The sequence below is a fragment of the Gramella jeungdoensis genome, from assembly GCF_023805255.1.
Taxonomy (GTDB): Bacteria; Bacteroidota; Bacteroidia; order Flavobacteriales; family Flavobacteriaceae; genus Christiangramia; species Christiangramia jeungdoensis.
This window is the reverse complement of the sequence record NZ_JAMSCK010000003.1, coordinates 1-21630: the sequence shown is the minus strand read 5'-3', so window position 1 is coordinate 21630 and position 21630 is coordinate 1. Positions and strand designations below refer to the sequence as shown.

At 40.6% G+C, this 21630-nt stretch carries 22 protein-coding genes; 12 read left to right on the top strand and 10 right to left on the bottom strand.

Translation table 11 applies throughout. From position 1 onward, the window contains the following. Positions 1-158: 158 nt before the first annotated feature. Positions 159-1313 carry a cyclopropane fatty acyl phospholipid synthase gene (gene cfa / locus NE848_RS07780; RefSeq protein ID WP_252112183.1) on the bottom strand — a complete coding sequence of 385 codons (1155 nt, stop codon included), beginning with the start codon at positions 1311-1313 and terminating at the stop codon, positions 159-161. Between the two features lie 185 nt (positions 1314-1498). Between cfa and era the strand changes: the two genes are divergently transcribed. The 3 genes from era to NE848_RS07765 all read left to right on the top strand — a co-directional run bounded on the left by era (position 1499) and on the right by NE848_RS07765 (position 6637). After that, positions 1499-2386 carry a GTPase Era gene (era, locus tag NE848_RS07775; RefSeq protein ID WP_252112181.1) on the top strand — a complete coding sequence of 296 codons (888 nt, stop codon included), beginning with the start codon at positions 1499-1501 and terminating at the stop codon, positions 2384-2386. A gap of 75 nt (positions 2387-2461) precedes the next feature. Further along, positions 2462-3766: a ribosome biogenesis GTPase Der gene (gene der, locus NE848_RS07770; RefSeq protein WP_252112179.1), complete on the top strand. Its 1305-nt coding sequence runs from the start codon at positions 2462-2464 to the stop codon at positions 3764-3766. 102 nt (positions 3767-3868) lie between these two features. Beyond that, a complete protein-coding gene (locus tag NE848_RS07765; RefSeq protein WP_252112177.1) occupies positions 3869-6637 on the top strand; it encodes an outer membrane beta-barrel protein in 2769 nt (922 codons plus the stop codon). A gap of 17 nt (positions 6638-6654) precedes the next feature. Here NE848_RS07765 and NE848_RS07760 read toward each other — a convergent pair whose 3' ends face one another. Beyond that, entirely contained in the window at positions 6655-7008 is a 354-nt protein-coding gene (locus NE848_RS07760; RefSeq protein WP_252112175.1) for a Na+/H+ antiporter NhaA, read from the bottom strand. Positions 7009-7645: 637 nt separating this feature from the next. On the opposite strand from NE848_RS07760, the gene NE848_RS07755 reads away from it, so the two are divergent. Then, positions 7646-8845: an NAD(P)/FAD-dependent oxidoreductase gene (locus NE848_RS07755; protein WP_252112173.1), complete on the top strand. Its 1200-nt coding sequence runs from the start codon at positions 7646-7648 to the stop codon at positions 8843-8845. 82 nt (positions 8846-8927) lie between these two features. On the opposite strand, the gene NE848_RS07750 is transcribed toward NE848_RS07755, so the two are convergent. The 4 genes from NE848_RS07750 to NE848_RS07735 all read right to left on the bottom strand — a co-directional run bounded on the left by NE848_RS07750 (position 8928) and on the right by NE848_RS07735 (position 13403). Then, entirely contained in the window at positions 8928-11189 is a 2262-nt protein-coding gene (locus NE848_RS07750) for a xanthine dehydrogenase family protein molybdopterin-binding subunit (RefSeq protein ID WP_252112171.1), read from the bottom strand. A 28-nt stretch (positions 11190-11217) separates the two neighbouring features. After that, a complete protein-coding gene (locus NE848_RS07745) occupies positions 11218-11682 on the bottom strand; it encodes a (2Fe-2S)-binding protein (RefSeq protein ID WP_252112169.1) in 465 nt (154 codons plus the stop codon). Positions 11683-11782: 100 nt separating this feature from the next. Beyond that, positions 11783-12385 carry a nucleotidyltransferase family protein gene (locus NE848_RS07740; protein ID WP_252112167.1) on the bottom strand — a complete coding sequence of 201 codons (603 nt, stop codon included), beginning with the start codon at positions 12383-12385 and terminating at the stop codon, positions 11783-11785. Next, positions 12378-13403 carry an XdhC family protein gene (locus tag NE848_RS07735; RefSeq protein ID WP_252112165.1) on the bottom strand — a complete coding sequence of 342 codons (1026 nt, stop codon included), beginning with the start codon at positions 13401-13403 and terminating at the stop codon, positions 12378-12380. Before NE848_RS07735 ends, NE848_RS07740 begins: the two co-directional genes overlap by 8 nt. Before the next feature lie 172 nt (positions 13404-13575). On the opposite strand from NE848_RS07735, the gene NE848_RS07730 reads away from it, so the two are divergent. The 8 genes from NE848_RS07730 to NE848_RS07695 are packed head-to-tail and all read left to right on the top strand — an operon-like array spanning position 13576 to position 19286. Then, positions 13576-13815 (top strand): MoaD/ThiS family protein, encoded by a 240-nt coding sequence (locus NE848_RS07730; protein ID WP_252112163.1) that lies wholly within the window; start codon positions 13576-13578, stop codon positions 13813-13815. Between the two features lies 1 nt (position 13816). Beyond that, positions 13817-14233 (top strand): molybdenum cofactor biosynthesis protein MoaE, encoded by a 417-nt coding sequence (locus NE848_RS07725; RefSeq protein ID WP_252112161.1) that lies wholly within the window; start codon positions 13817-13819, stop codon positions 14231-14233. A gap of 11 nt (positions 14234-14244) precedes the next feature. Next, on the top strand, positions 14245-15231 hold the full coding sequence (gene moaA / locus NE848_RS07720) for a GTP 3',8-cyclase MoaA (protein ID WP_252112159.1): 987 nt from the start codon (positions 14245-14247) through the stop codon (positions 15229-15231). Then, positions 15224-15697, top strand: a complete 474-nt coding sequence (moaC, locus tag NE848_RS07715) for a cyclic pyranopterin monophosphate synthase MoaC (RefSeq protein ID WP_252112157.1) — start codon at positions 15224-15226, stop codon at positions 15695-15697. The genes moaA and moaC overlap by 8 nt, the downstream gene beginning before the upstream one ends. Beyond that, complete coding sequence (locus NE848_RS07710) at positions 15687-16277, top strand: NTP transferase domain-containing protein (protein WP_252112155.1); 591 nt, start codon at positions 15687-15689, stop codon at positions 16275-16277. Before moaC ends, NE848_RS07710 begins: the two co-directional genes overlap by 11 nt. Next, positions 16274-17341: a HesA/MoeB/ThiF family protein gene (locus tag NE848_RS07705; protein WP_252112153.1), complete on the top strand. Its 1068-nt coding sequence runs from the start codon at positions 16274-16276 to the stop codon at positions 17339-17341. Before NE848_RS07710 ends, NE848_RS07705 begins: the two co-directional genes overlap by 4 nt. Further along, the gene (locus NE848_RS07700) at positions 17322-18098 is read left to right on the top strand and encodes a sulfite exporter TauE/SafE family protein (RefSeq protein WP_252112151.1); all 777 of its coding nucleotides are present in this window, start codon (positions 17322-17324) and stop codon (positions 18096-18098) included. The genes NE848_RS07705 and NE848_RS07700 overlap by 20 nt, the downstream gene beginning before the upstream one ends. Before the next feature lie 3 nt (positions 18099-18101). Beyond that, positions 18102-19286 (top strand): molybdopterin molybdotransferase MoeA, encoded by a 1185-nt coding sequence (locus NE848_RS07695; protein WP_252112149.1) that lies wholly within the window; start codon positions 18102-18104, stop codon positions 19284-19286. A 100-nt stretch (positions 19287-19386) separates the two neighbouring features. Here NE848_RS07695 and NE848_RS07690 read toward each other — a convergent pair whose 3' ends face one another. The 4 genes from NE848_RS07690 to NE848_RS07675 all read right to left on the bottom strand — a co-directional run bounded on the left by NE848_RS07690 (position 19387) and on the right by NE848_RS07675 (position 21466). After that, complete coding sequence (locus NE848_RS07690) at positions 19387-20184, bottom strand: DUF5694 domain-containing protein (protein WP_252112147.1); 798 nt, start codon at positions 20182-20184, stop codon at positions 19387-19389. Between the two features lie 264 nt (positions 20185-20448). Then, positions 20449-20730, bottom strand: a complete 282-nt coding sequence (locus NE848_RS07685; protein ID WP_252112145.1) for a GIY-YIG nuclease family protein — start codon at positions 20728-20730, stop codon at positions 20449-20451. Between the two features lie 86 nt (positions 20731-20816). Continuing rightward, complete coding sequence (locus NE848_RS07680) at positions 20817-21098, bottom strand: GIY-YIG nuclease family protein (protein WP_252112143.1); 282 nt, start codon at positions 21096-21098, stop codon at positions 20817-20819. An 86-nt stretch (positions 21099-21184) separates the two neighbouring features. After that, complete coding sequence (locus NE848_RS07675; RefSeq protein ID WP_252112141.1) at positions 21185-21466, bottom strand: GIY-YIG nuclease family protein; 282 nt, start codon at positions 21464-21466, stop codon at positions 21185-21187. Positions 21467-21630: the final 164 nt, after the last annotated feature.

The following is a 21630-nucleotide window of genomic DNA, read 5'->3' as shown; positions in this document are numbered from 1 at the left end:
TTTTTCGCTTTTCAGCTTGCTTTAAGAGCCGGCAAAAATAGTCATTAAAAACTGAAGCACAACTTCTGTTGGAATTAGATTAGGATTTTTATGAAATTTTGATTTTCAGGCCTTTATGATTAAGGGGTTCGTGATTTTTGAAAACCCTGATTTGCATTTTATCCATTGATAAAGTCCTTGATAGACAAATTCTGAGGTCTAACGGACTGATAAATATGAGGAAATTCCCTTTTTGTTATTACCAGTTGCCAAAGATTTAGTTTTTGTGATCTAAATGCTGCAGCCGAAGAGCAGAGATAGAACTCCCACATTTTATAGAAGAAATTGTTGTAGGTCTCTTTTAAGCGTGGCCATGCTCTTTGAAAATTCTCATGCCAGGCCATTAGAGTTTTGTCGTAATACAGGCCAAAATTATGAAGATCCTGAAGAACCATATTTTTTTCCAGGGATTGTCCTATTTGCGTAATTGATGGGATAAGCCCCTGCGGGAAAATATATTTATTGATCCAGGCATCGGTAGTGTAACGGGTTTCATTGCCACCAATAAAATGAAGCAGGCATATCCCGTCATTCCTTAAATTATGGTTTATGGTCTTCATGAATGAAGAATGATTCTTATGCCCAACATGTTCAAGCATTCCAATCGAAACTATCCGGTCAAATTCCTCATTAACCTCACGGTAATCCTGTAACCTGATTTCAACGGGAAGGCCTTCACATCTCTCCAGTGCAATTTTCTGTTGTTCCTTCGAGATGGTAATCCCTACAACCTTCACATCATAATTTTTAGCTGCATAATATGGGAAGCCTCCCCATCCACAACCAATGTCAAGTACTTTTTGTCCGGGTTTTAGCTGAAGCTTCTGGCAGATTAATTCCAGTTTATGTTCCTGGGCGCGTGCAAGATCATTGGTTTCTTGCCAATAGCCACAGGAATAAATCATTAGCGGATCCAGCATTTCTCTAAATAATTTGTTCCCGATATCATAATGCCTGGAAATAGATTTTCTGGCTTTTTTAATGGATTGCATATTAAAAAGCCTGGCTTTAAGTATCTGCCACTTTATACTGAAGCTGTTTTTTATCTTTTTCTCCAGGTCGGCCTCAAAAATACGGTGAATGAATTCGTCCAGGCGTGGGCAATCCCACCAGCCTTCCATATACGATTCGCCGAGTCCCATGGAACCATCCCTGAGAATTCGCCGGTAGAACCTTTCATTAAAAACACGAATGTCCCAGTTTTTGTTACCATTAATCCTGATCCCGGCACTGGCAAGAAGATCTTCGATGATTTTTTTATACTGATTCTGCATAGCTCTATTATTTTACTTTGGCAGAATTAGGGGGCAGTACAATAACTATGAAAATTGATTCCCGGAAGGGAATGAGTATTAAAATTAAATCATTTCCCTGATATTTTGAAATTTGCTTCAAGTTTTGTGGAATGCTCGCTTTTAACTTCCTATTTTTGTGGTCTCAAAAAGAATGAAGAAGAGCTATGACACATAAGGCTGGTTTTGTGAATATTATTGGGAATCCTAATGTAGGGAAATCTACTCTTATGAATGCCTTCGTGGGAGAGAGGTTGTCTATCATTACCTCAAAGGCACAGACCACACGTCACAGAATTCTTGGGATAGTGAACGGCGAGGATTTCCAGGTGATATTAAGTGATACCCCCGGTATCATTAAGCCCGCCTATGAGCTTCAGGAAAGCATGATGGATTTTGTGAAGTCTGCTTTTGAAGATGCCGATGTGCTGGTTTATATTGTGGAGATCGGCGAAAAGGCGTTGAAGGATGAGGCCTTCTTTACCAAAATCAGGAATTCTGGAGTTCCGGTTCTTTTACTTTTGAACAAGATCGATAAATCCAACCAGGAACAACTGGAAGACCAGGTTGCTTACTGGCAGGAACAGGTGCCAAATGCAGAGATACATCCAATTTCGGCCCTGGAAGGTTTTAATATTTCTGAAGTCTTTAATCGCATTGTGGAATTGCTTCCTGAATCCCCGGCTTTCTACCCAAAGGATACACTTACCGATAAACCGGAGCGATTCTTTGTGAACGAGATCATTCGCGAAAAGATACTGATGCATTATAAGAAAGAGATTCCTTATAGTGTGGAGATTGAGACTGATGAATTTTTTGAAGAGGAAAATATCATCAGGATGCGCAGCGTGATTATGGTAGAACGTGATACACAAAAGGGAATCATAATCGGTCATAAAGGTTCGGCTCTTAAAAGGGTAGGAGTGGAAGCCCGACAGGATCTTGAGAAATTTTTTGGAAAACAGGTACATCTGGAACTTTACGTTAAAGTGAACAAAAACTGGCGAAGCGATTCCAAACAACTTCGTAGATTCGGGTACACAGATAAAAAATAATCTTTTCAGGTTAATACAAAGGGCGCTTAATTGGTTTAAAACCATTATTTTTGCACCCTTAAATCAATTTGAGTTATGGGCAATATCGTTGCTATTGTAGGTAGACCTAATGTGGGGAAATCAACATTTTTTAACCGACTCATCCAGCGTCGCGAAGCGATCGTAGATTCTGTGAGTGGGGTGACCCGTGACAGGCACTATGGTAAATCTGACTGGAATGGCCAAAAGTTTTCACTTATAGACACCGGTGGATATGTGAAAGGCAGCGATGATATCTTTGAAGCTGAAATTGATAAGCAGGTTGAGCTCGCTATTGATGAGGCCGATGCAATCATCTTTATGGTAGATGTGGAATCTGGTGTGACACCGATGGACGAGGAGGTTGCCAATCTTCTTCGAAAAGTGAAAAAGCCGGTGCTTCTGGCCGTAAATAAGGTAGATAATAATAAGAGGCTTGAAAATGCCGTGGAATTCTACTCACTGGGATTAGGTGAATACTTCCCCATAGCAAGTACAAATGGTAGTGGAACAGGAGACCTTCTTGATGCTCTGGTTGAAGCCCTGCCTGAAACGGAAGCCGAAGAGGAGACCGAACTGCCCAGATTCGCGGTGGTAGGTAGGCCAAATGCCGGTAAATCTTCATTCATAAATGCGCTAATAGGAGAGGAGCGTTATATTGTTACCGATATTGCCGGGACCACCAGGGATTCTATGGATACCCGGTACAATCGTTTCGGATTTGAATTCAACCTGGTAGATACTGCCGGGATCAGGCGAAAATCGAAGGTTAAGGAAAACCTCGAATTCTATTCGGTGATGCGTTCTGTAAGGGCGATCGAGAATTGTGATGTTTGCTTGCTCGTTCTGGATGCTACCCGTGGTTTTGACGGACAGGTACAGAATATCTTCTGGCTGGCGCATCGTAACCATAAAGGTATCGTAATTCTTGTGAACAAATGGGATCTGGTAGATAAAGAGACGAACACTCTTAAAGATTATGAGGCTATGATCCGCAGGGAAATAGAGCCTTTTACCGATGTTCCTATCGTATTCATTTCTGTACTCACCAAACAACGGGTCTTCAAGGCTATTGAAACGGCTGTTAAGGTTTTTGAGAACCGAAGCCGTAAGATCAAGACACGTCAGCTTAACGATATTATGCTCCCTATTATAGAAAAGAATCCGCCGCCGGCCTATAAAGGTAAATATGTTAAGATCAAATTCTGTACTCAATTGCCAACTCCGCATCCACAGTTTGCATTTTTCTGTAATCTTCCGCAGTATGTGCGTGATCCGTATAAAAGGTTCATAGAGAATAAATTGAGAAAGGAATTTGATTTCCAGGGGGTACCCGTCACTATTTATTTCAGAAAAAAATAAACGTAGATTAAACTTTTAACATTTGTAAAAGTCTAAGGCTTGACAACTTGTGTCAGTAACCCGTATGGATTATTGAAATAACCAACCTTATAAGATTTCCTAATGCGTTTATATTTTAGTCTGCTTTTACTTTTTTTTAGCAGTTTAAGCTTTTCCCAGGATTTTAAAATCAGCGGTAAGATCACCGATAATAAATCTCAGCCTCTAGAAGCTGCCACCGTGTATGCTGAAAAGGTTATTGATAGTAGCCTTGTAAGTTACACGATAAGTGAAAAGGATGGTTCTTTTCTGTTACAAGGTGAAACCGAAGCTGAAAAAATCAATCTCTTTGTAAGCTATACCGGTTATGTTCCTCACAAGCGTGCGTTGGAGGTGGAAAGCCAGATAAGCCTTGGAAATATTCCCCTGGCCGTCATGGATAATACTCTTGAGGAGGTCACCCTTACGGCAAACAGGGCGCCTATAGCCATCAAGAAAGATACGCTTGAGTTCAATGCCAATTCCTTTAATACAAGACAGGACGCGAACCTGGAAGACCTAATGAAAAAGCTTCCCGGGGTAGAGGTTGATTCTGACGGGAATATCACTGTAAACGGAAAACCGGTATCAAGGATATTGGTAAATGGAAAAGAGTTCTTTGGTAACGATCCTCAGATCGCAACGAAAAATCTTCCAAAAGAGATCATAGATAAAGTCCAGGTTACCGATACTAAAACCAAAAGCGAGGAGTTTACCGGGAAAGCAGGAGATCCCGATAACAAGACCATCAATATTGAACTTAAGAAAGATAAGAATAAAGGATATTTTGCCCGGCTAACGGCAGGTGGAGGTACCGATGATCGTTATGAGCTAAGCGGGATCGGTAATTATTTCAAGGAAGATATGAGAGTTAGTCTTTTGGGCAGTTCAAATAATATCAACAGTTCGGGTTTTAGCTTTGATGAGGTCTTTGGTATGATGGGTGGCAACGCGAGAAGTGTAAGGGTAAACGGGGATGGTTCCTTCAGCATCAATGGGAACGGTTTTGGGAGTTCCGGAGGAATTACTAAATCTGAAACCGGCGGATTCAATTTTGTGAATGAATGGGAAAATGGAATAGAATTAAGTGCAGATTATTTCTTTGGCCGTAACGATACCGAAACAAGAACTAGGGTAGAGCGGGAGAATATCCTTCCGGATTCGAGATATTTTACAAATTCGCTTAGCCAAAGTAATCTGATGAACGATAGTCACCGCGCCAATACCCGCTTTGAGATCGAATTTGATACGCTTACCCGGCTTTCTATCAGGCCGAGGATAAACGCCAATTTTGGATCTTCAATCCGAAGCAGGGATCAGGAAACCCTGGATGAAGATATGTCATTACGAAATTCTACCGGCACCCGGGAAACGGAAGATCTGGAAAGTGTTGATTTTTCTAATAGGATAGATTTTATAAGACGTTTTGGAAGCAGGGGTTCATATCTTCAGCTTGACCTTAACCATTCTCATGACAGGCAGCGTAATGATAATTTTTATTATTCTGAAAGCCTTTTTATTTCTGATGGTTCTCAGGAAACAGAGATCCAGGACCAGTACATAGACCAGGATGAGAACCGGAATTCACTTGAAGTGGGTGCATCTAAGAGAAGCGTTCTGGCAGATAAACTATTCCTTGATATAAATTATAATTTCAATACTTCAAAATCTACCAATACAAGGAGCGTTTTTAATGCTGAAAATGGGGAATATACCAATTTCAATCAGTTGCTCAGCAATGACTTTGAACTGATAAGTTACATTCATACCCCTAACGCCGGGATCAATTATGAAGGTGAGAAGTGGAGGGTAGATACCGAGTTGGGCTTGCTTAACACTACCCTGCAAACCAATAATTTTATAGATGACGTCTCGTTTGATAATACCTTTAATAATGTATTTGTAGATGCCGACGTACGTTACACTATAGAGCGTTCAAAGAGTTTGCATCTGGGATACAGCACGAGGTCTGATGTACCTTCAGTAAGGCAGTTACAGCCTGTTGAAGATCGTACGAATCCCCTTAATATTGTGGTGGGAAATCCTGAATTGAAGCCAACTTTCAATCAAAGAATAAATTTCAATTTCAGGAATTTTGATTTTGCGACCAGGAGTGGATTTTTCAGTTATTTCAATCTGAACTTTACCAATAACCAGGTGGTGGCTGTAAGTAGTTTAAATGAGGATTTTGTGCGGCAAACTACCTATACGAATGTTGACGGGGTAGTAAATGGATATCTTGGGGCAAGCTATACAAAGACCTATAAAAAGGATGAGCACGAGTTTCGTTACAGGCTCAGACTGGGCGCTAATTATAATCATAATGTTGGCTTCATTAATGCCGTTAAATATAATTCCGATCAGTATACACTAAGCCCTACGGTATTTTTATCATATGCCATTGATGAACTTCTGGAAATAAGTCCGCGATATTCATTGACCTATAACGACATCAGCTATGATATTAACCGGGGGCGGGACCAGAGCTACGTGAACCATAACCTTTCTTTGGAAACCACCACTTACTGGCCTAAAAATGTAGTATTTGGAAATGATATTTCCTATAACGTATACGGGAACGTATCGCCCGGCTTTGATAATACATCCTTATTATGGAGTACTAGCCTGGGATACCAGTTCCTTAAGGAGAAGGCAACTATAAAGGTGAAGGTTTATGATATTTTAGACCAGAACGTTGATACCCGAAGAATGGTTGGGGATGACTATATCCAGGATGTGAATAACCTTATTCTTCAGCGCTACGGCATGCTAAGCTTTACCTATAAATTCAGCAGTTTTGGTGGTGGTAAAGGTCCCCAGGGAAGGGGGAGCCACAGGATTATAAGGATGTAATTATTTCTAGGTTCTGATTATTTCAAATAAAAATAACCAAGGATACCCGCCAGGAAGGAGGCTGAGAAAATTTCCATTTTAGCCGGGTCAGGATAGTTTTCGGTATCAAAGGCCAGTTCGGATTTAAAAAGGGACGTTGTAAACCTAGGGCTACTAAAAGATCTACCGCATACATATGTTTCCATTCTACCTTCTGGGCAGGGGTGATATCTTAAGGGCAACCATGAGTCGGATAGTATTTCTAATATGGTTAAAATAATTTTACTTTCCCCAATATAATAGGGATACTGATTTTTTACTGGTAGGATTGCAAATGCTGTCAGGACCTCGATGGTAGTGGCATGTATGCCAGTAGGCATGATACCCGCCATAAGCCTCTAATTTCTAATTGAAGATCTGTTAAGAATAAAAGAAGGCGATCTCAGTACAAAGTGTTTCTGAACCAAATATTAGCAGAAAATCAGCTTCTTTTTGGAGGAAATTGCGAGATTTTATGACAGTAAAAAACGGCAGTATGTTCTACGCCTATTTTATTGTTTGTTCACCGATTAATTTTTGTGTCATCCTAATAAGGAGTTAAATTTAAGGGAGTTGAGTGTGAATTAAAAAGTACAGCGTATGGAAATTTTTACTGATTTTGTTCACAATTACAATAGTTCCCTAAGAGGTTTAAATATTTTTGCCAAAATTGGGGTGACATTAGCTTTAGTGTTAATATTACTTGCAGTTTTAGGAGCTATAGTAAATGTGATCATTCACAATGTTTAATTTTATGGTATAATCCAGAATTGAACTACTAAATCTTCAGAATCCTTTTGCAGCCCTTTATTAGGACTGTGAAAGGATTTTGTTTTTTATCACACCTGCTACGCGTTTCAAGAAGACATATCTTCATAATACTTCCCATCAATTATATTGTAAAACTTCTAAAATCAGGTTTATGTGTAACACTTGTTACCATACTTTTTAATGCTGAGTCCTAACTTTATAGTATTAAAATCAGAAGTCATGAAAACTGTAATAATAGGAGGGAATTTCGCAGGCTTAACCGCTGCCCTGGAATTAAAGAGAAAAGGTAAAAATGAGCATCAGGTTGTACTGATAGATAAGTCTCCTGTGTTTCTTTTTATTCCGTCCCTCATTTGGGTTCCGTTTGGAAGAAGGGAAGTCAAGGATATCTCTTTTAGAAAAGATGAGCTACTCCGTAAAAAAGGCGTGGAATTTATGAACGCAGAGGCTATCTTGGTAGATCCTAAAAAGAAGATCGTTGCAACAAGCCAGGGAGATGTTTCCTATGATCAACTTGTAATCGCTACCGGGCCAAAAGTGAAATATGATGTAGCGCCTGGTGTTAGGGAATACGCTCATTATATTGGAACTCCTAACGGAGCTATGAAAACCCGTAAAGCACTGGAGGATTTTAAAAAAGATCCTGGTCCAATTGTTATTGGAGCTACACAAAATGCAGGCTGTATGGGAGCCGCGTATGAGTTTTTGTTTAATACTGAAAAATGGCTTCGTGAACAAAAGATCCGTAAAAAGGTAGATCTGTACTGGATCACTCCTGAAACATTTCTTGGCCATTTTGGAATTGAAGGGATCAAAGGAGGAGAGACCATGCTCAAGTCTTTTATGAAAATGTTTCATATTCATTACAGAACAGAAGTGGGCATAAAAGAAGTATTTAAAGACAGGGTAGAACTTACAAGCGGTGAAGTGTTGCCAAGTAAATTCACCATGCTTATGCCACCGTTTGTAGGCGTTGATTTTGTTCAGAATTCACCTGGATTACATGCAACCCAAAATGGATACATACCAGTGACCAATGATTACAGACATGTAGACTATCCCGATATCTGGGCGGCAGGGATCGCTGTTGATGTGAAACTGCCCTTTACCCCTGGAAAAGTTCCGTTTTCTGGTCCAAAGACCGGTTATCCTTCTGATGAAACAGGAAAGATAGTAGCAGAGAATATTCATCGTATTTCCATAGGTAAAACCAGGCTTAAAGAGAAGGCCTGGGGTAAGATACCTGGCATATGTGTTATGGATGCCGGAAAAAAAGAAGTGATCATACTGTCTGATACTCTTTTCAAACCCCGAAAATTCGCGGTTATGATACCCAATGTATTTTATGACTTCTCTAAAATATTGTTTGAAAAATACTTTCTATGGAAGACAAGAAACGGATTGTCTTATTTACCATAGGGATTGATTGATGTATAATTTTTTGATTGAATGAAAAAAGCCCGCTTTAAATAAGCGGGCTTTTTTAGAAGTATATAAGTCTCTAACCCAATATCGACTGGGCTTTCATGAAAGGCTGATCGTAATAACGCTTCCCTGTAGCTTTATAAAGAGCATTGGCGACCGCTCCCATGATAGGAGGGAATGGAGGTTCGCCGAGTCCCGTAGGATCTATGCCATTCTCTACAAAATGAACGTCTATGGCTTTTGGAGCCTCACTATGACGTATTAGCCTGTAAGTATCAAAATTCTCATGCTGAGGAACTCCATCCTTGAAGCTCATTTCACTATACATGGCGTGGCCGATTCCGTCAATAGTTCCTCCCTCGACCATATTTTTAGCTGCATCTGGGTTTACCACTATTCCGCAATCCACCGCACAGGTTACCTTATCTATAATCGGTTGGTTATCCTTCATGCTCATATCCAGGATCTGTGCGACATAGGAATTATGGCAATAGTAGGCTGATACACCCCTGCTCATTTCTGAGCTTTCCTTACCCCATTTGGCTTTATCCCTTGCCAGTTTTATAACTCCTGCATAACGTGAAGCATCATAATCATTATTTTCGCCCACTGGATCGGTTTTCGCTCTTTCCAGCATATCTAAACGGAACTGTATTGGATCCTTACCCATTTCCTCGGCAAGTTCATCCAGGAAGGATTGTTCAGCTCCGGCGATGAAATTAGACCTGGGCGCTCTGAATGCACCTACTGAAATATTCGACTTCAGGGTCCAGCTTTCGGCCAGGTAATTATCAATAGCACCTGCAGGAAAACGATTGGCAAAAAGCGGACTTTCAGGAATACCACCAGCATTTACATGAAAAGCGGTAAGATTGTTATTTCCATCCAGTGCAGCGCGGTATTTCACATGATAGGCAGGACGGTAAACACCATTGGTCATATCGTCCTCACGGGTATAAACAAGTTTAACGGGTTTGCCCAGTTTCTGAGAGATCACCGCGGCTTCAACCAGGAAGTGGCCATAAAGTCGACGGCCAAAACCTCCTCCCATCCGGGTCATTTGTATATCGATATTTTCAAGATCGAAGCCTAAACGCTTATTGATACTCTTTTCGGCATATTCGGGTGTTTGGATTGGGCCAAGTAATTCTGCCTTATCTTCAGTGACATTAGCGAAAAAGTTCATTGGTTCCATACAGTTATGGGCCAGGAAAGGACAGGTATAGGTCCTTTCGATAACCCTTGCCGCATTTTTGAAAGCCTTTTCAGGATTTCCGTCCCGACGTACTACTTCAGAATTTTTGGAACCAGCTTCTGCCATTAAGGAAGTGTGAAATTCGCTGCTCTCCAAACCACTGGCATCCTCCAGTCCTGCAGATTTTTCTAGAATCTGAATATCTTTTGTGAGTTCGGGGTTGAGTTCCCATTCCACCTTCAATGCTTTTTTGGCCTGCATCACCTGCCAGGTTGATTCGCCAACCAGGACAACCAGTTTAGAAAAGGCAGCCACATCGCTCCATTCCTTTTCCATGTCTTCGGGATAGGTGTCTATGGTGAAAACATCCACCATACCGGGCATATCCTTAACCTTTTCAGCATCCATAGATTTGAATTCCATCCCAAAAGCGGGTGGCTGAACCACCATTGCGATAAGCATGTCTTCTCGCTGAACATCCAGGCCATACAGTGGCTTGCCGGTCACTATCTTTTTAGCGTCCACATTTTTTCTTGAGGTACCAATAATTTTGAAATTATCATTATCCTTTAATTCAACCTCTTCCGGTACCTCTACCTGTGAAGCGGCTTTGGCTATCTCACCATAACCGATGGATTTATCGCTGTTCTTATGCTTGATGATTCCTTTCTCTACGCTTAGTTCAGATACAGGTACTTCCCACTGATTGGCGGCGGCTGTTAGCAACATCTGCCTCGCAGTAGCACCGGCCATTCTCAGGGATTCCCAACCCTGCCTGATAGACTGACTTCCTCCCGCCAACTGCCGGGTAAAAATATCGGTGTTAAGAGGGGCCTGCTCCACGATCACATTATTCCAGTCCACATCCAGTTCCTCAGCCACGATCATAGGCATGGAAGTCTTTACATTCTGACCTATTTCCGGGTTTGGTGAATAAATGGTGACAATTCCATTATCGCCAATTTTTAGATATCCGTTTATTTCAAACCATTCATCTGGCATTTGCATGGCCACTTCTTTTCCGGCTGCTTCTTCAGCCCGTTTACACGCCAGCCAGTTAAAACCGATTACCAGTCCGCCTCCGGCCAGGGAAACGCTCTTGATAAAGGATCTTCTTCCTATTCCTGTTCTTACTTTACTCATTTTTTCCGGTCTTTAATTAAACTGACGATTAGGCGATCTGGGAATCTGAAGCTGTTTTGATGGCAGCTTTAATACGGGTATAGGTTCCGCAGCGGCAAATATTTCCGTTCATTGCTCTCTCTATCTCCTCATCACTGGGTTGAGGATTCCGCTTTAGTAAAGCGCTGGCCGACATGATCTGCCCGGCCTGGCAATAGCCACACTGGGGAACGTCGTGCTCCAGCCATGCTTTCTGCACCGGATGATCACCATTTTCAGATAAACCTTCTATCGTGGTGATTTCCTTGTCTTTTACTGCCGAAACAGTTAACTGGCAGGATCTAACTGCAGTCCCGTCCAGGTGAATGGTACAGGCACCGCACTGCGCGACACCACAACCATATTTAGTTCCAACCAGCTTTAGATGGTCTCTTAAGACCCACAACATAGGAGTAGAAGGGTCTACATCTACATTCTGGCTCTTTCCGTTGATGTTGATCTTAAAATTTGCCATGCGAAAAATTTTTTCTAAAAGTTAAGGTTTTTTTTAAAATATCTGGAGTTTAAAATGAAGTCTGTAAAGATTATCCTGAAGCTTAGCAGCTCATATTTAGTTATTTATTGTCCTCCTTGTTAAGGAGTTTTAGATAATCTTCCCTGGTGTCAATATCAAATAACATTTCTTGGGCTGGTAGAGAAATAACTATTTCCTGATTGGCTCGAATTATATGCTTAGCGCCCTGATCTCCTTTCAGATCAATTAATTGCGGAAAGAAATCTTTTGAAAAAAGAGCAGGAACTCCATTTTTTTGTCCGTAATTACTCACTATGATCTGCTTTTCATTTTTACTGAAAGCTTCAAGAATGGAATTCAGATAATCTGTTGTTATCAAAGGCTGATCGGCCAGCATGACCAGAATTCCATCACAATCGTTTTCCTGCTCCAATATTTTATTAACCCCATAGGCCAGGGAAGACCCCATGCCATCCAGCCAGTTCTTATTATTAAGAATTACGGCTCCGTTTGTATCCGTCTGTTCTGTAATGGTTTCGAAATTAGCACCCAGAACACAGAAAATTTTTTCGGCATTTGAAGTTTTAGCGGTATCCAGGGCATGTTGCAGCAGGCTCTTGTCCCTGAATTTTAAAAGCTGCTTGATCTCTTTTATCCTGGAAGATGAACCGGCCGCAAGAATGAGAATATGAATATTATTCAATTTCCGAATGTATTTTGCCATTTTCCTCTCTAAGATGGCCTATTTCTTTGTTGCGTATCACGGAAAGTATTTCTGAAATGATCGAGACCCCTATCTCCTGTGGAGTCTCAGCACCGATCTTTATACCCGCCGGACTGTAGATCGAATCAAAGAAACTCTCTTCAAGTTCGGGAGCTCTTTCGAGCAATTCATTAAAGAGTTTTTCCCTGCGTTTAACCGATCCCAAGACACCAATATATGGGAGTTCAAGATCCTTAAGGGATATCAGGAATTTCAGGTCGGTCACATAACTATGGTTCATGAGCACCACAGCCATATTTTTATCAAAGGTCAGTTCTGAAAGCTGTTCCGGGAAAAGATGATGCAGATTATTAATGCCGGGAAAATTATCAGACTTTTTCGGGTCTTTTGGTGAATCCACCACATCCACTTCCCACCCCATCATTGAGGCGAGGCTGCATAATTGAACCGCATCGTGTTCAGCCCCGATGATAAGAAGCTTAAAAAGAGGAGGTATTTCCTGTTCAAATACCGAACTGACTTTGGCTTCTTTCTGTGACCCCTTCCTAAAACTGATTTTTTCAGAATCCGGAATCAGTGCATGAGTCCCTAAGACAGCTTCGGTTTCAACATTTTTATCATACTTTGAAATAAGCCTAAATGATTGTCTTTTCCTGAAAGTTTCCTGGAAGGAAGTATGCAACTTTTCATCGATCTCAAATGGCTCCAGAAGTATATAAAGAATTCCTTCGCAACCCAGCCGGTATCTTCCATCATAGGTCATCATTTTCGGTTTACCTGTCTCAAAAACTTCCTGGGCCTGGTAAAAGATCTCTTTCTCCACGCAACCACCGCTAACGGCTCCTGTCATTTTACCTTCTTCCGAAATAAGCATGCGAACTCCCGGTTTTCTGTAGGAAGAGCCCTCGAGTGCCACTACACTCGCCAGAACATTTCGAATATTCTTCTGCCCGTTAAGAAAAGCGACTTCAATAAGTTTCCTGAATTCGTGAGTCATGATTTGAAGATAGCTCAATTAGCAAAATCCTGCAAGAATTTTGGATTCGTTAGTAGGTACGCGAGGATTTTAGGGCTATTCTTCCTGTTTGAAAATTTCACTAAGCGGTAAAATTAGATGTAAAGGGTATAGCTTTTACGAACAGTTTTCTTACATTTAAAATAAAACTGTCATGAAAATTCTTTTTTTCGGCATTACCAGAGATATTGTTGGGAAACCTGAGTTTGATGCGGGAGAATTTAAAGAAATCGGTACCGTTGGAGACCTGCGTGATCTGCTGAATGCTAAATATCCCCGGTTAAAGGATTTATCATCGCTTAATTTCGCAATAAATGAGGAGTTTGCTGAAGATTCTAAAGCTATCTCGGCAAATGACGAAATTGCATTAATTCCGCCGGTTAGCGGAGGTTGATATGGAAAGAATTATTGAACTTGTTGAAGATCTGGATCCCGGGAAAGTATATGAAGAACTTTCACATCCCGGAAGCGGTGGAATTTGTGTGTTCTTTGGCGCTGTAAGGGAAGCTACCAAAAAGAGAAAGGTTTCACATCTCTTTTTTGAATCCTATGAAAATATGGCTATCAAGGAAATGAACCGGATCGCCGATGAGGTCGCAGAGAAATGGAACCTGAATAAGGTAATCATCAAGCACGCCGTTGGAAATAAAAAAGTACAGGAGCCTGTGGTGATCGTTGGAGCCTCTTCGGCACATCGGGATAGTAGCTTTGAAGCATGCAGGTATCTAATAGATACATTAAAGGAAAAAGTGCCGATCTGGAAAAAGGAGTTTTTTGATGATGATGAAGTCTGGGTGAGCGCCCATCCCTAAAGTTGAATTGAATGTTGATAGATAACCATATTCGAAAAATAGATTACCTGCGTCTGGCGGTTACCGATAGGTGTAACCTGAGATGTAATTATTGCATGCCTGCTGAAGGGATCAATTTTGCGGACAGTAAGGATCTTTTATCAATTGATGAGCTTTTCCGCCTAAGCAAGATAATGGTTGGTCAGGGCATCCGAAAGATCAGGATCACCGGAGGCGAACCTTTTATGAGGAAAGACCTTATGAAACTTCTTAGAAGACTTAAAACCCTGGATGAGCTTGAAGAAATAAGCATTACGACCAATGCTACCTTAATCGAAAAACATATCCCTGAATTAAAAACTTTGGGAATTACCAGGATCAATCTGAGCCTGGATGCTATTGAAGAATCTACCTTCAATAAGATAACCAGAAGAGAGCAGTTCGGGACAGTCTACCAGAATCTTTTAAAACTGATACAGAAGGGCTTTGAGGTTAAGGTGAATTTCATTGTTCTGGACAATCAGAACATTCATGATATAATCCCGATTATTGAAAGGCTTACCAAACATTACCGGGTTTCGGTAAGATTCCTGGAGGAAATGCCTTTTAATGGTGGCAGCAGGAGTTTTCAGAAGATCAAATGGAACCATAGTAAAATATATGAGTATATCGCATCACATTACGACGATATCAGGAAACTGGAATCTGAAAAGACATCCACTTCAGTGAACTACAGGATTAAAGGCTATAAGGGCAGTTTTGGGATCATCCCTTCATTCACCCGTAATTTCTGCGGAAGTTGTAACCGGTTGAGAGTTACGGCAACCGGCGATGTGATCACCTGCCTTTACGCGACCGCATCAAAGAACCTGAGAGATATTTTGAGGGATTCACCGGAGGACATACCTGTGGAAAATGAGATCCTGGCAGCTATATCCAACCGGGCAAAAAATGGTTTTGAGGCCGAGGAGAGAAGTACGGATATTTATTCAAATTCAATGACGAGCATAGGTGGATAAAAAATTAACACATATAGATTCGGCTGGAAATCCGCACATGGTGGATGTTTCCGAAAAGGAAATTACCTCCAGGTATGCAAGAGCTTCGGGGAAAGTGATCTTTCCTTCTGAAATTTTTAATGATCTGCTGCAAAAGGATTTTCTAAGTAAAAAGGGAAGCGTCATTCAGACGGCAGTTATTGCGGGAATTCAGGCGGTAAAGAAAACTTCCGATATCATCCCTCTCTGCCATCCGCTAAAACTTTCAAAGATCGGTATTGAGATAGAACCTGGGGATGATTGTCTGGAAATCAGCTGTGAGGTGAAATGTTCTGAAAGAACAGGAGTGGAGATGGAAGCGCTTACGGGAGTTTCGGCTGCAGCGCTAACAATATATGACATGACAAAGGCCCTGAGTCATGAAATTGTGATCTCAGGTATTCAACTGGAGAAAAAGACCGGAGGAAAAAAAGATTATGGAAACTAAGTTATACGGACTCGTACTGGCAGGCGGTAAAAGTTCCAGGATGGGGACAGATAAGGGTATTCTAAAGTATCATGGAAAACCCCAGCGAGATCATCTGTACGAAATGCTTCAGGAGGTATGTGATGAGGTTTTTTTAAGTGTGCGAAGCGATCAGGAAGATGAAATTCCCGAAAAATTCAGGACTATTGCTGATATGAACGAAGTTCGCGGGCCACAGAATGGAATGCAAAGCGCACATAAAACGCATCCGGAAGCTGCCTGGCTGATAGTGGCTACAGATCTTCCTTTACTTAATAAAGATGCTCTTTTAAAACTGATTGTAGAAAGAGAAAAGGAAAAAGTTGCCACGGCTTATGCAGTTTCAGGCTCAGATCTTCCTGAACCTTTATGTGCTATCTGGGAACCCAGAAGTTTTGACCTGGCAAAAGAATTCATTTCAGAAACCGGAAATACCTGTCCGCGTAAATTCCTTATCAATTCTGATATTAAGATCATTCATCCCGATGATGATGCGGTATTGATGAATGCCAACGATGAGGACGACTACAAAGAAGTAAAGAAAATATTGAGTGAAACTTGAATAAATCCAGATACATAAGGCAGACCAGGCTTCCCCAATTCGGAAAGGAAAGGCAGGAGAAGCTTTCAAAAGCCAGGGTTCTGGTGATAGGAGCCGGCGGCCTGGGAATTCCTGTTTTGCAGTATCTCAATGCGATGGGATTGGGAACGCTTGGGATTGTTGAAAATGATAAAATAGAACTTACGAATTTACAGCGGCAGGTCATTTATTCTGAAAAAGATCACGGAAAGTCTAAACTTGAAGTGATAGTTTCTAAATTAAAAGCCCAGAATTCGGAAACGAAGATCATTCCTTTTGATACTTTTTTTTCAACTGAAAATGCTGAAGAAATTGCAGCCGGTTTTGACATTATTATCGACTGTTCTGATAATTTCGCCACGCGTTACCTGGTCAACGATGTTTGTGTGATTCAGGAGAAGCCTTTGGTTTATGGAGCTTTGCACGGTTTTGAAGGCCAGGTTTCTGTTTTCAATTATAATGATGGCCCTACTTACCGATGTCTTTTCCCTAAAATGCCACAACCCCACGAATTGCCGGATTGTAATACTAACGGAGTTCTGGGAGTGCTTCCTGGAATTATCGGCACCTTTCAGGCGCTGGAAACTGTAAAGCTTATTACTGGAATCGGCGAGGTACTTTCCGGTAAATTATTGATCTATGATGGCCTGAGCCAGAACATCCGACATATAAAATTTAAAAAGGATACTAAGAATTCCGCCATTTCAGAATTGCAGGCTACCTATGAGCAGTTTTGCGATACCGCTTCCATAAATGCTTCAGAATTTGAAAAGATCAGGGCTTCAGAAAATATTCAAATAATAGATGTGCGTAGTCCGCAGGAGTATTCAGAATTTAGCCTGGATAATTCGGTAAATATTCCGCTGGATAAGTTAGAAAGAAATATAGCATCTGTAGATAAGCTTAAGGATATTTATCTTATTTGTCAGTCGGGAGTTCGTAGTGGGAAAGCGGTCGAAATTTTAAAAAAACATCAATTCACGAAGCTGAAAAATGTAGAAGGAGGGATAAACAGTATAAAAAAATATGGTATTGTCCTTAAATGAGCTGCTGCTCATTAGTCTCGGATTCTTTATAATCGCGATTTTGTATTCCTCTATAGGATTTGGAGGAGGATCCAGTTACCTGGCTATACTCACTTTATTTTTCACAAGCTTTTTTATAATTCGTAGTTCGGGCCTTATTTGCAATCTTGTGGTGGTTACTGGAAGTACCTTCCTTTACTGGAAAAATGGGCATTTCAACCTGCGGAAATTCCTGCCCTTTATTATCACAAGTATTCCACTGGCTTTTGTGGGAGCAATGTTCAAATTAAGGGAACAGGTCTTTTTCAGTATTCTGGGTGTGGCTCTTATCCTATCTGCGATATTTCTGGCCTGGCAAACCTTGAAAAATCCAAAGACTTCAGAAGAGATCAGGGAGTACCATCCTGTTTTAGCTTATATTATTGGAGGAGCTATTGGCCTGCTTTCAGGAATGGTGGGAATAGGTGGGGGAATATTTCTCGCCCCGGTACTCAACCAATTAAATTGGGACCGGTCAATAAGCATCGCGGCACTCGCCAGTTTCTTTATTCTGGTGAATTCAGTTTCGGGATTAACCGGGCTGGCCGTTAACCAAACGCTGGAGCTACCCGTGCCCGAGATCCTGTTTCTCATGCTGGCAGTCTTTCTTGGTGGTCAGATAGGAATAAGGCTAAGCATTAAAAGGTTAACCAGCAAGGGTATAAAATTGATTACCGCCTTGATGGTCTTTATAGTAGGAGTCAGGGTGATTTTAGTCAACGGAATCGAAATTTTTTAGATCATGATAAGTTATACGGAAGCCCATAAGAAGGTGATTGAAACAGCAATGGATTTTGGTGAAACCCAGGTGCATATAATGGATAGTATTGGCTGCGTTCTGGCTGAAGATATTTTAGCTGATAGGGATTTTCCTCCGTTTAACAGATCTACAAAAGATGGCATCGCGGTGAATTCGAAATATATAAAGGAAAACGATTCTTTGAAAATAGAGGGAATTTGCGCTGCCGGTGATCCGCAGAAAGAACTGAAAGATTTCGCTAACTGTCTCGAAATTATGACCGGCGCTGTGCTTCCTGATAATTGCGATGCGGTAATCATGTATGAAGAAGTTGATATTGAGAATGGCAAAGCCAGGATAAGTAGTAGTCCCATCCCAGGGCAGAATATTCATAAAAAAGGAAGTGATCAACAAAAAGATGAGGTTCTTCTTAAGAAAGGAGAACCCATCTCTTCACAAAATATAGGTGTTCTTGCTACTGTTGGGAAGGAAAGGATAAGCGTGAAAAAGCTGCCAAAGGTGGCTATTATTTCCACCGGGAATGAGCTCGTGCCTATAGATAAGGTTCCGGAGATACACCAGATAAGGACTTCTAATTCTTATTCTCTGCAGGCTCTTTTGAGGCAATTGAACATTGAAAGTGAATTAATGCATATTCCGGATGAAAAGGATATCCTTGAGAAGCGAATCCTCACTGCGTTAAAGAACTTTGATGTTCTCGTCCTGAGTGGCGGAGTATCAAAGGGAAAATATGATTACCTGCCAGAGATCTTCGAGAAACTATCGGTTCAGAAGAAATTCCATAGGGTGGCCCAGCAACCGGGTAAGCCATTCTGGTTTGGGATGCATCGGGACTATGAGACACATATTTTTGCCTTTCCGGGAAATCCCGTAAGTACCTATGTGAATTTTCATATTTATTTTAACGACTGGCTGGATGCCTGTATGAGTGCGTCATCAAAAAACTATGAGATCAGGATGAATGATGAGGTTGAAAATTCTACTGACTTAACCAAATTCCTTCTTGTTTCTGCCAATCATGAGAAAGCTGTTTTGACCGGAAATCTGGTAAATGGTAACGGCTCTGGGGATCTTGTAAGCCTTAGCAAAGCATCCGGAGTAATAAAAGTTGAGCCGCAATCGGCTTTTAAAACTGGATCTGCTTTTAGTTATGTTCCCTTCAGGTGAACGACAGGATGAGTTAGGAAAAATATTAATCAAAAATCCGCTCCAGATGAAGCGGATTTTTAAATGTGGAGCATCCCGTTTCAACATAAATTAACGGGTTTTACTTGAGGTAATCTGATATTTCTATGTATTCAACCTCATTGCGATTTCTGTAGAACTCCTTTAATATTGCCCGGTGAGCATTACCTATTAAAATTAGTACCCTGTCCCCCGGTTCCAGATGACTGTCAATATTGCCCATTATAAAAATATTTCTTTTATACCAGTTTCCGGTATAGGCAAGGAGCGGATTACCAGGTTCTTTTGAGAGCTTAGGCAGTACCTCCAGGTACATGTTACGGTTAAAATTATCGGTTTCTTCAGAATTAGACCTCGAATAGAACTCTGTAATTGAATGAGATTTCAAAAAAGCACTTTCTTCCTGTAAATACTGTTGGACCTGGCCCATGAGGTTTTGAAATTCTGGCATTTTTTCATTTTCATTCAGGTATTGCATCATTTCGGAGTCTCCAAGCTCTAATTTATGATCTATAGGGAGAATCTCTTTTAGTCCTGATTTTTTGGCTACTCTAAAGGCAATTTGATGTACTTCCAGGTTCTTAAGACTTAGCTGCCCTTCTAAATACTGCTGCAATTCATTATTGACTCTGTCATAATGAACCGGTTCCCATTCAACCATAATCTTTGTAGGTTTAAAAGCTGCTAACTTTTCTGATAATACATCCAGTTCCTTCTGTCGTTTTTCTGTCATCAGGTTATCAGCTTCGAGTCTATTCATGTCATTCGTTTCACCAAAATGAAAGGTGCCCAAAAAGGCAACTTTTGGAAGCTCCTCCTGGGAAAAACCGGTAAAGGGAATTAAGAGAAGTAGTAGTAGGAAGAAGGTGATCTTTTTCATTTTTTCAGACTTTTTAGATTAATAGTATGGAAAGGACATGCTGATATACAAATTGTTACAGTTAACCAGTAAATGTTTAATTCTTTTTTCAGAACAAATAAAATGAATCTAAAAAACCTAGATCTAGAAAATGGATTTACCTAGATTAATGACTGAGGAAGTCAGTATTACCTAAAGATTAAATTCTATAAAAAAACCCGCCTCATTTGAAGCGGGTTTTTAAAGGTGGTGCCTCCAGCCCCGAAGCCTCGGGGGAACCAGGGACTATTTTTTAGATAGTATATCAGATAGAATCTCCGGTTTGTTTATAATTTTTTCAATAAAAACCCTGCTTTTCATTCGCTTAACAAATTTTTCCAGAACAAGCGCATCTTCCCTGTTGCTGGTTTTAAAAATTAATTTCAATTCCCAATCCTTAGCAGCCTTAGTAAAGCTTTGAGAGAAATAATGTTGATTGTGGAGGTTGAGTCGAAATTCTGCATCTGCAGTTTCTCCTACATAATATCGATCAATTTTCGCAGAATGGATAATATATAAGAAATGCATATGATGAATATAAAAAAACCCGCTTCAAATGAAGCGGGTTTTTAAAGGTGGTGCCTCCAGCCCCGAAGCATCGGGGGAACCAGGGACTATTTTTTAGATAGTATATCAGATAGAATCTCCGGTTTGTTTATAATTTTTTCAATAAAAACCCTACTTTTCATTCGCTTAACAAATTTTTCCAGAAAAAGTGCATCTTCCCTGTTGCTGGTTTTAAAAATTAATTTCAATTCCCAATCCTTAGCAGCCTTAGTAAAGCTTTGAGAGAAATAATGTTGATTGTGGAGGTTGAGTCGAAATTCTGCATCTGCAGTTTCTCCTACATAATATCGATCAATTTTCGCAGAATGGATAATATATAAGAAATGCATATGATGAATATAAAAAAACCCGCTTCAAATGAAGCGGGTTTTTAAAGGTGGTGCCTCCAGCCCCGAAGCTTCGGGGGAACCAGGGACTATTTTTTAGATAGGATGTCAGATAGAATCTCCGGTTTGTTTATAATTTTTTCAATAAAAACCCTGCTTTTCATTCGCTTAACAAGTTTTTCCAGAAAAAGCGCATCTTCCCTGTTGCTGGTTTTAAAAATTAATTTCAATTCCCAATCCTTAGCAGCCTTAGTAAAGCTTTGAGAGAAATAATGTTGATTGTGGAGGTTGAGTCGAAATTCTGCATCTGCAGTTTCTCCTACATAATAGCGATCAATTTTTGCAGAATAGAGAATGTATAAAAAATGCATTTTATAAAAATAAAAAACCCGCTCCAATTGAAGCGGGTTTTAAAGGTGGTGCCTCCAGCCCCGAAGCTTCGGGGGAACCAGGGACTATTTTTTAGATAGTATGTCAGATAGAATCTCCGGTTTGTTTATAATTTTTTCAATAAAAACCCTGCTTTTCATTCGCT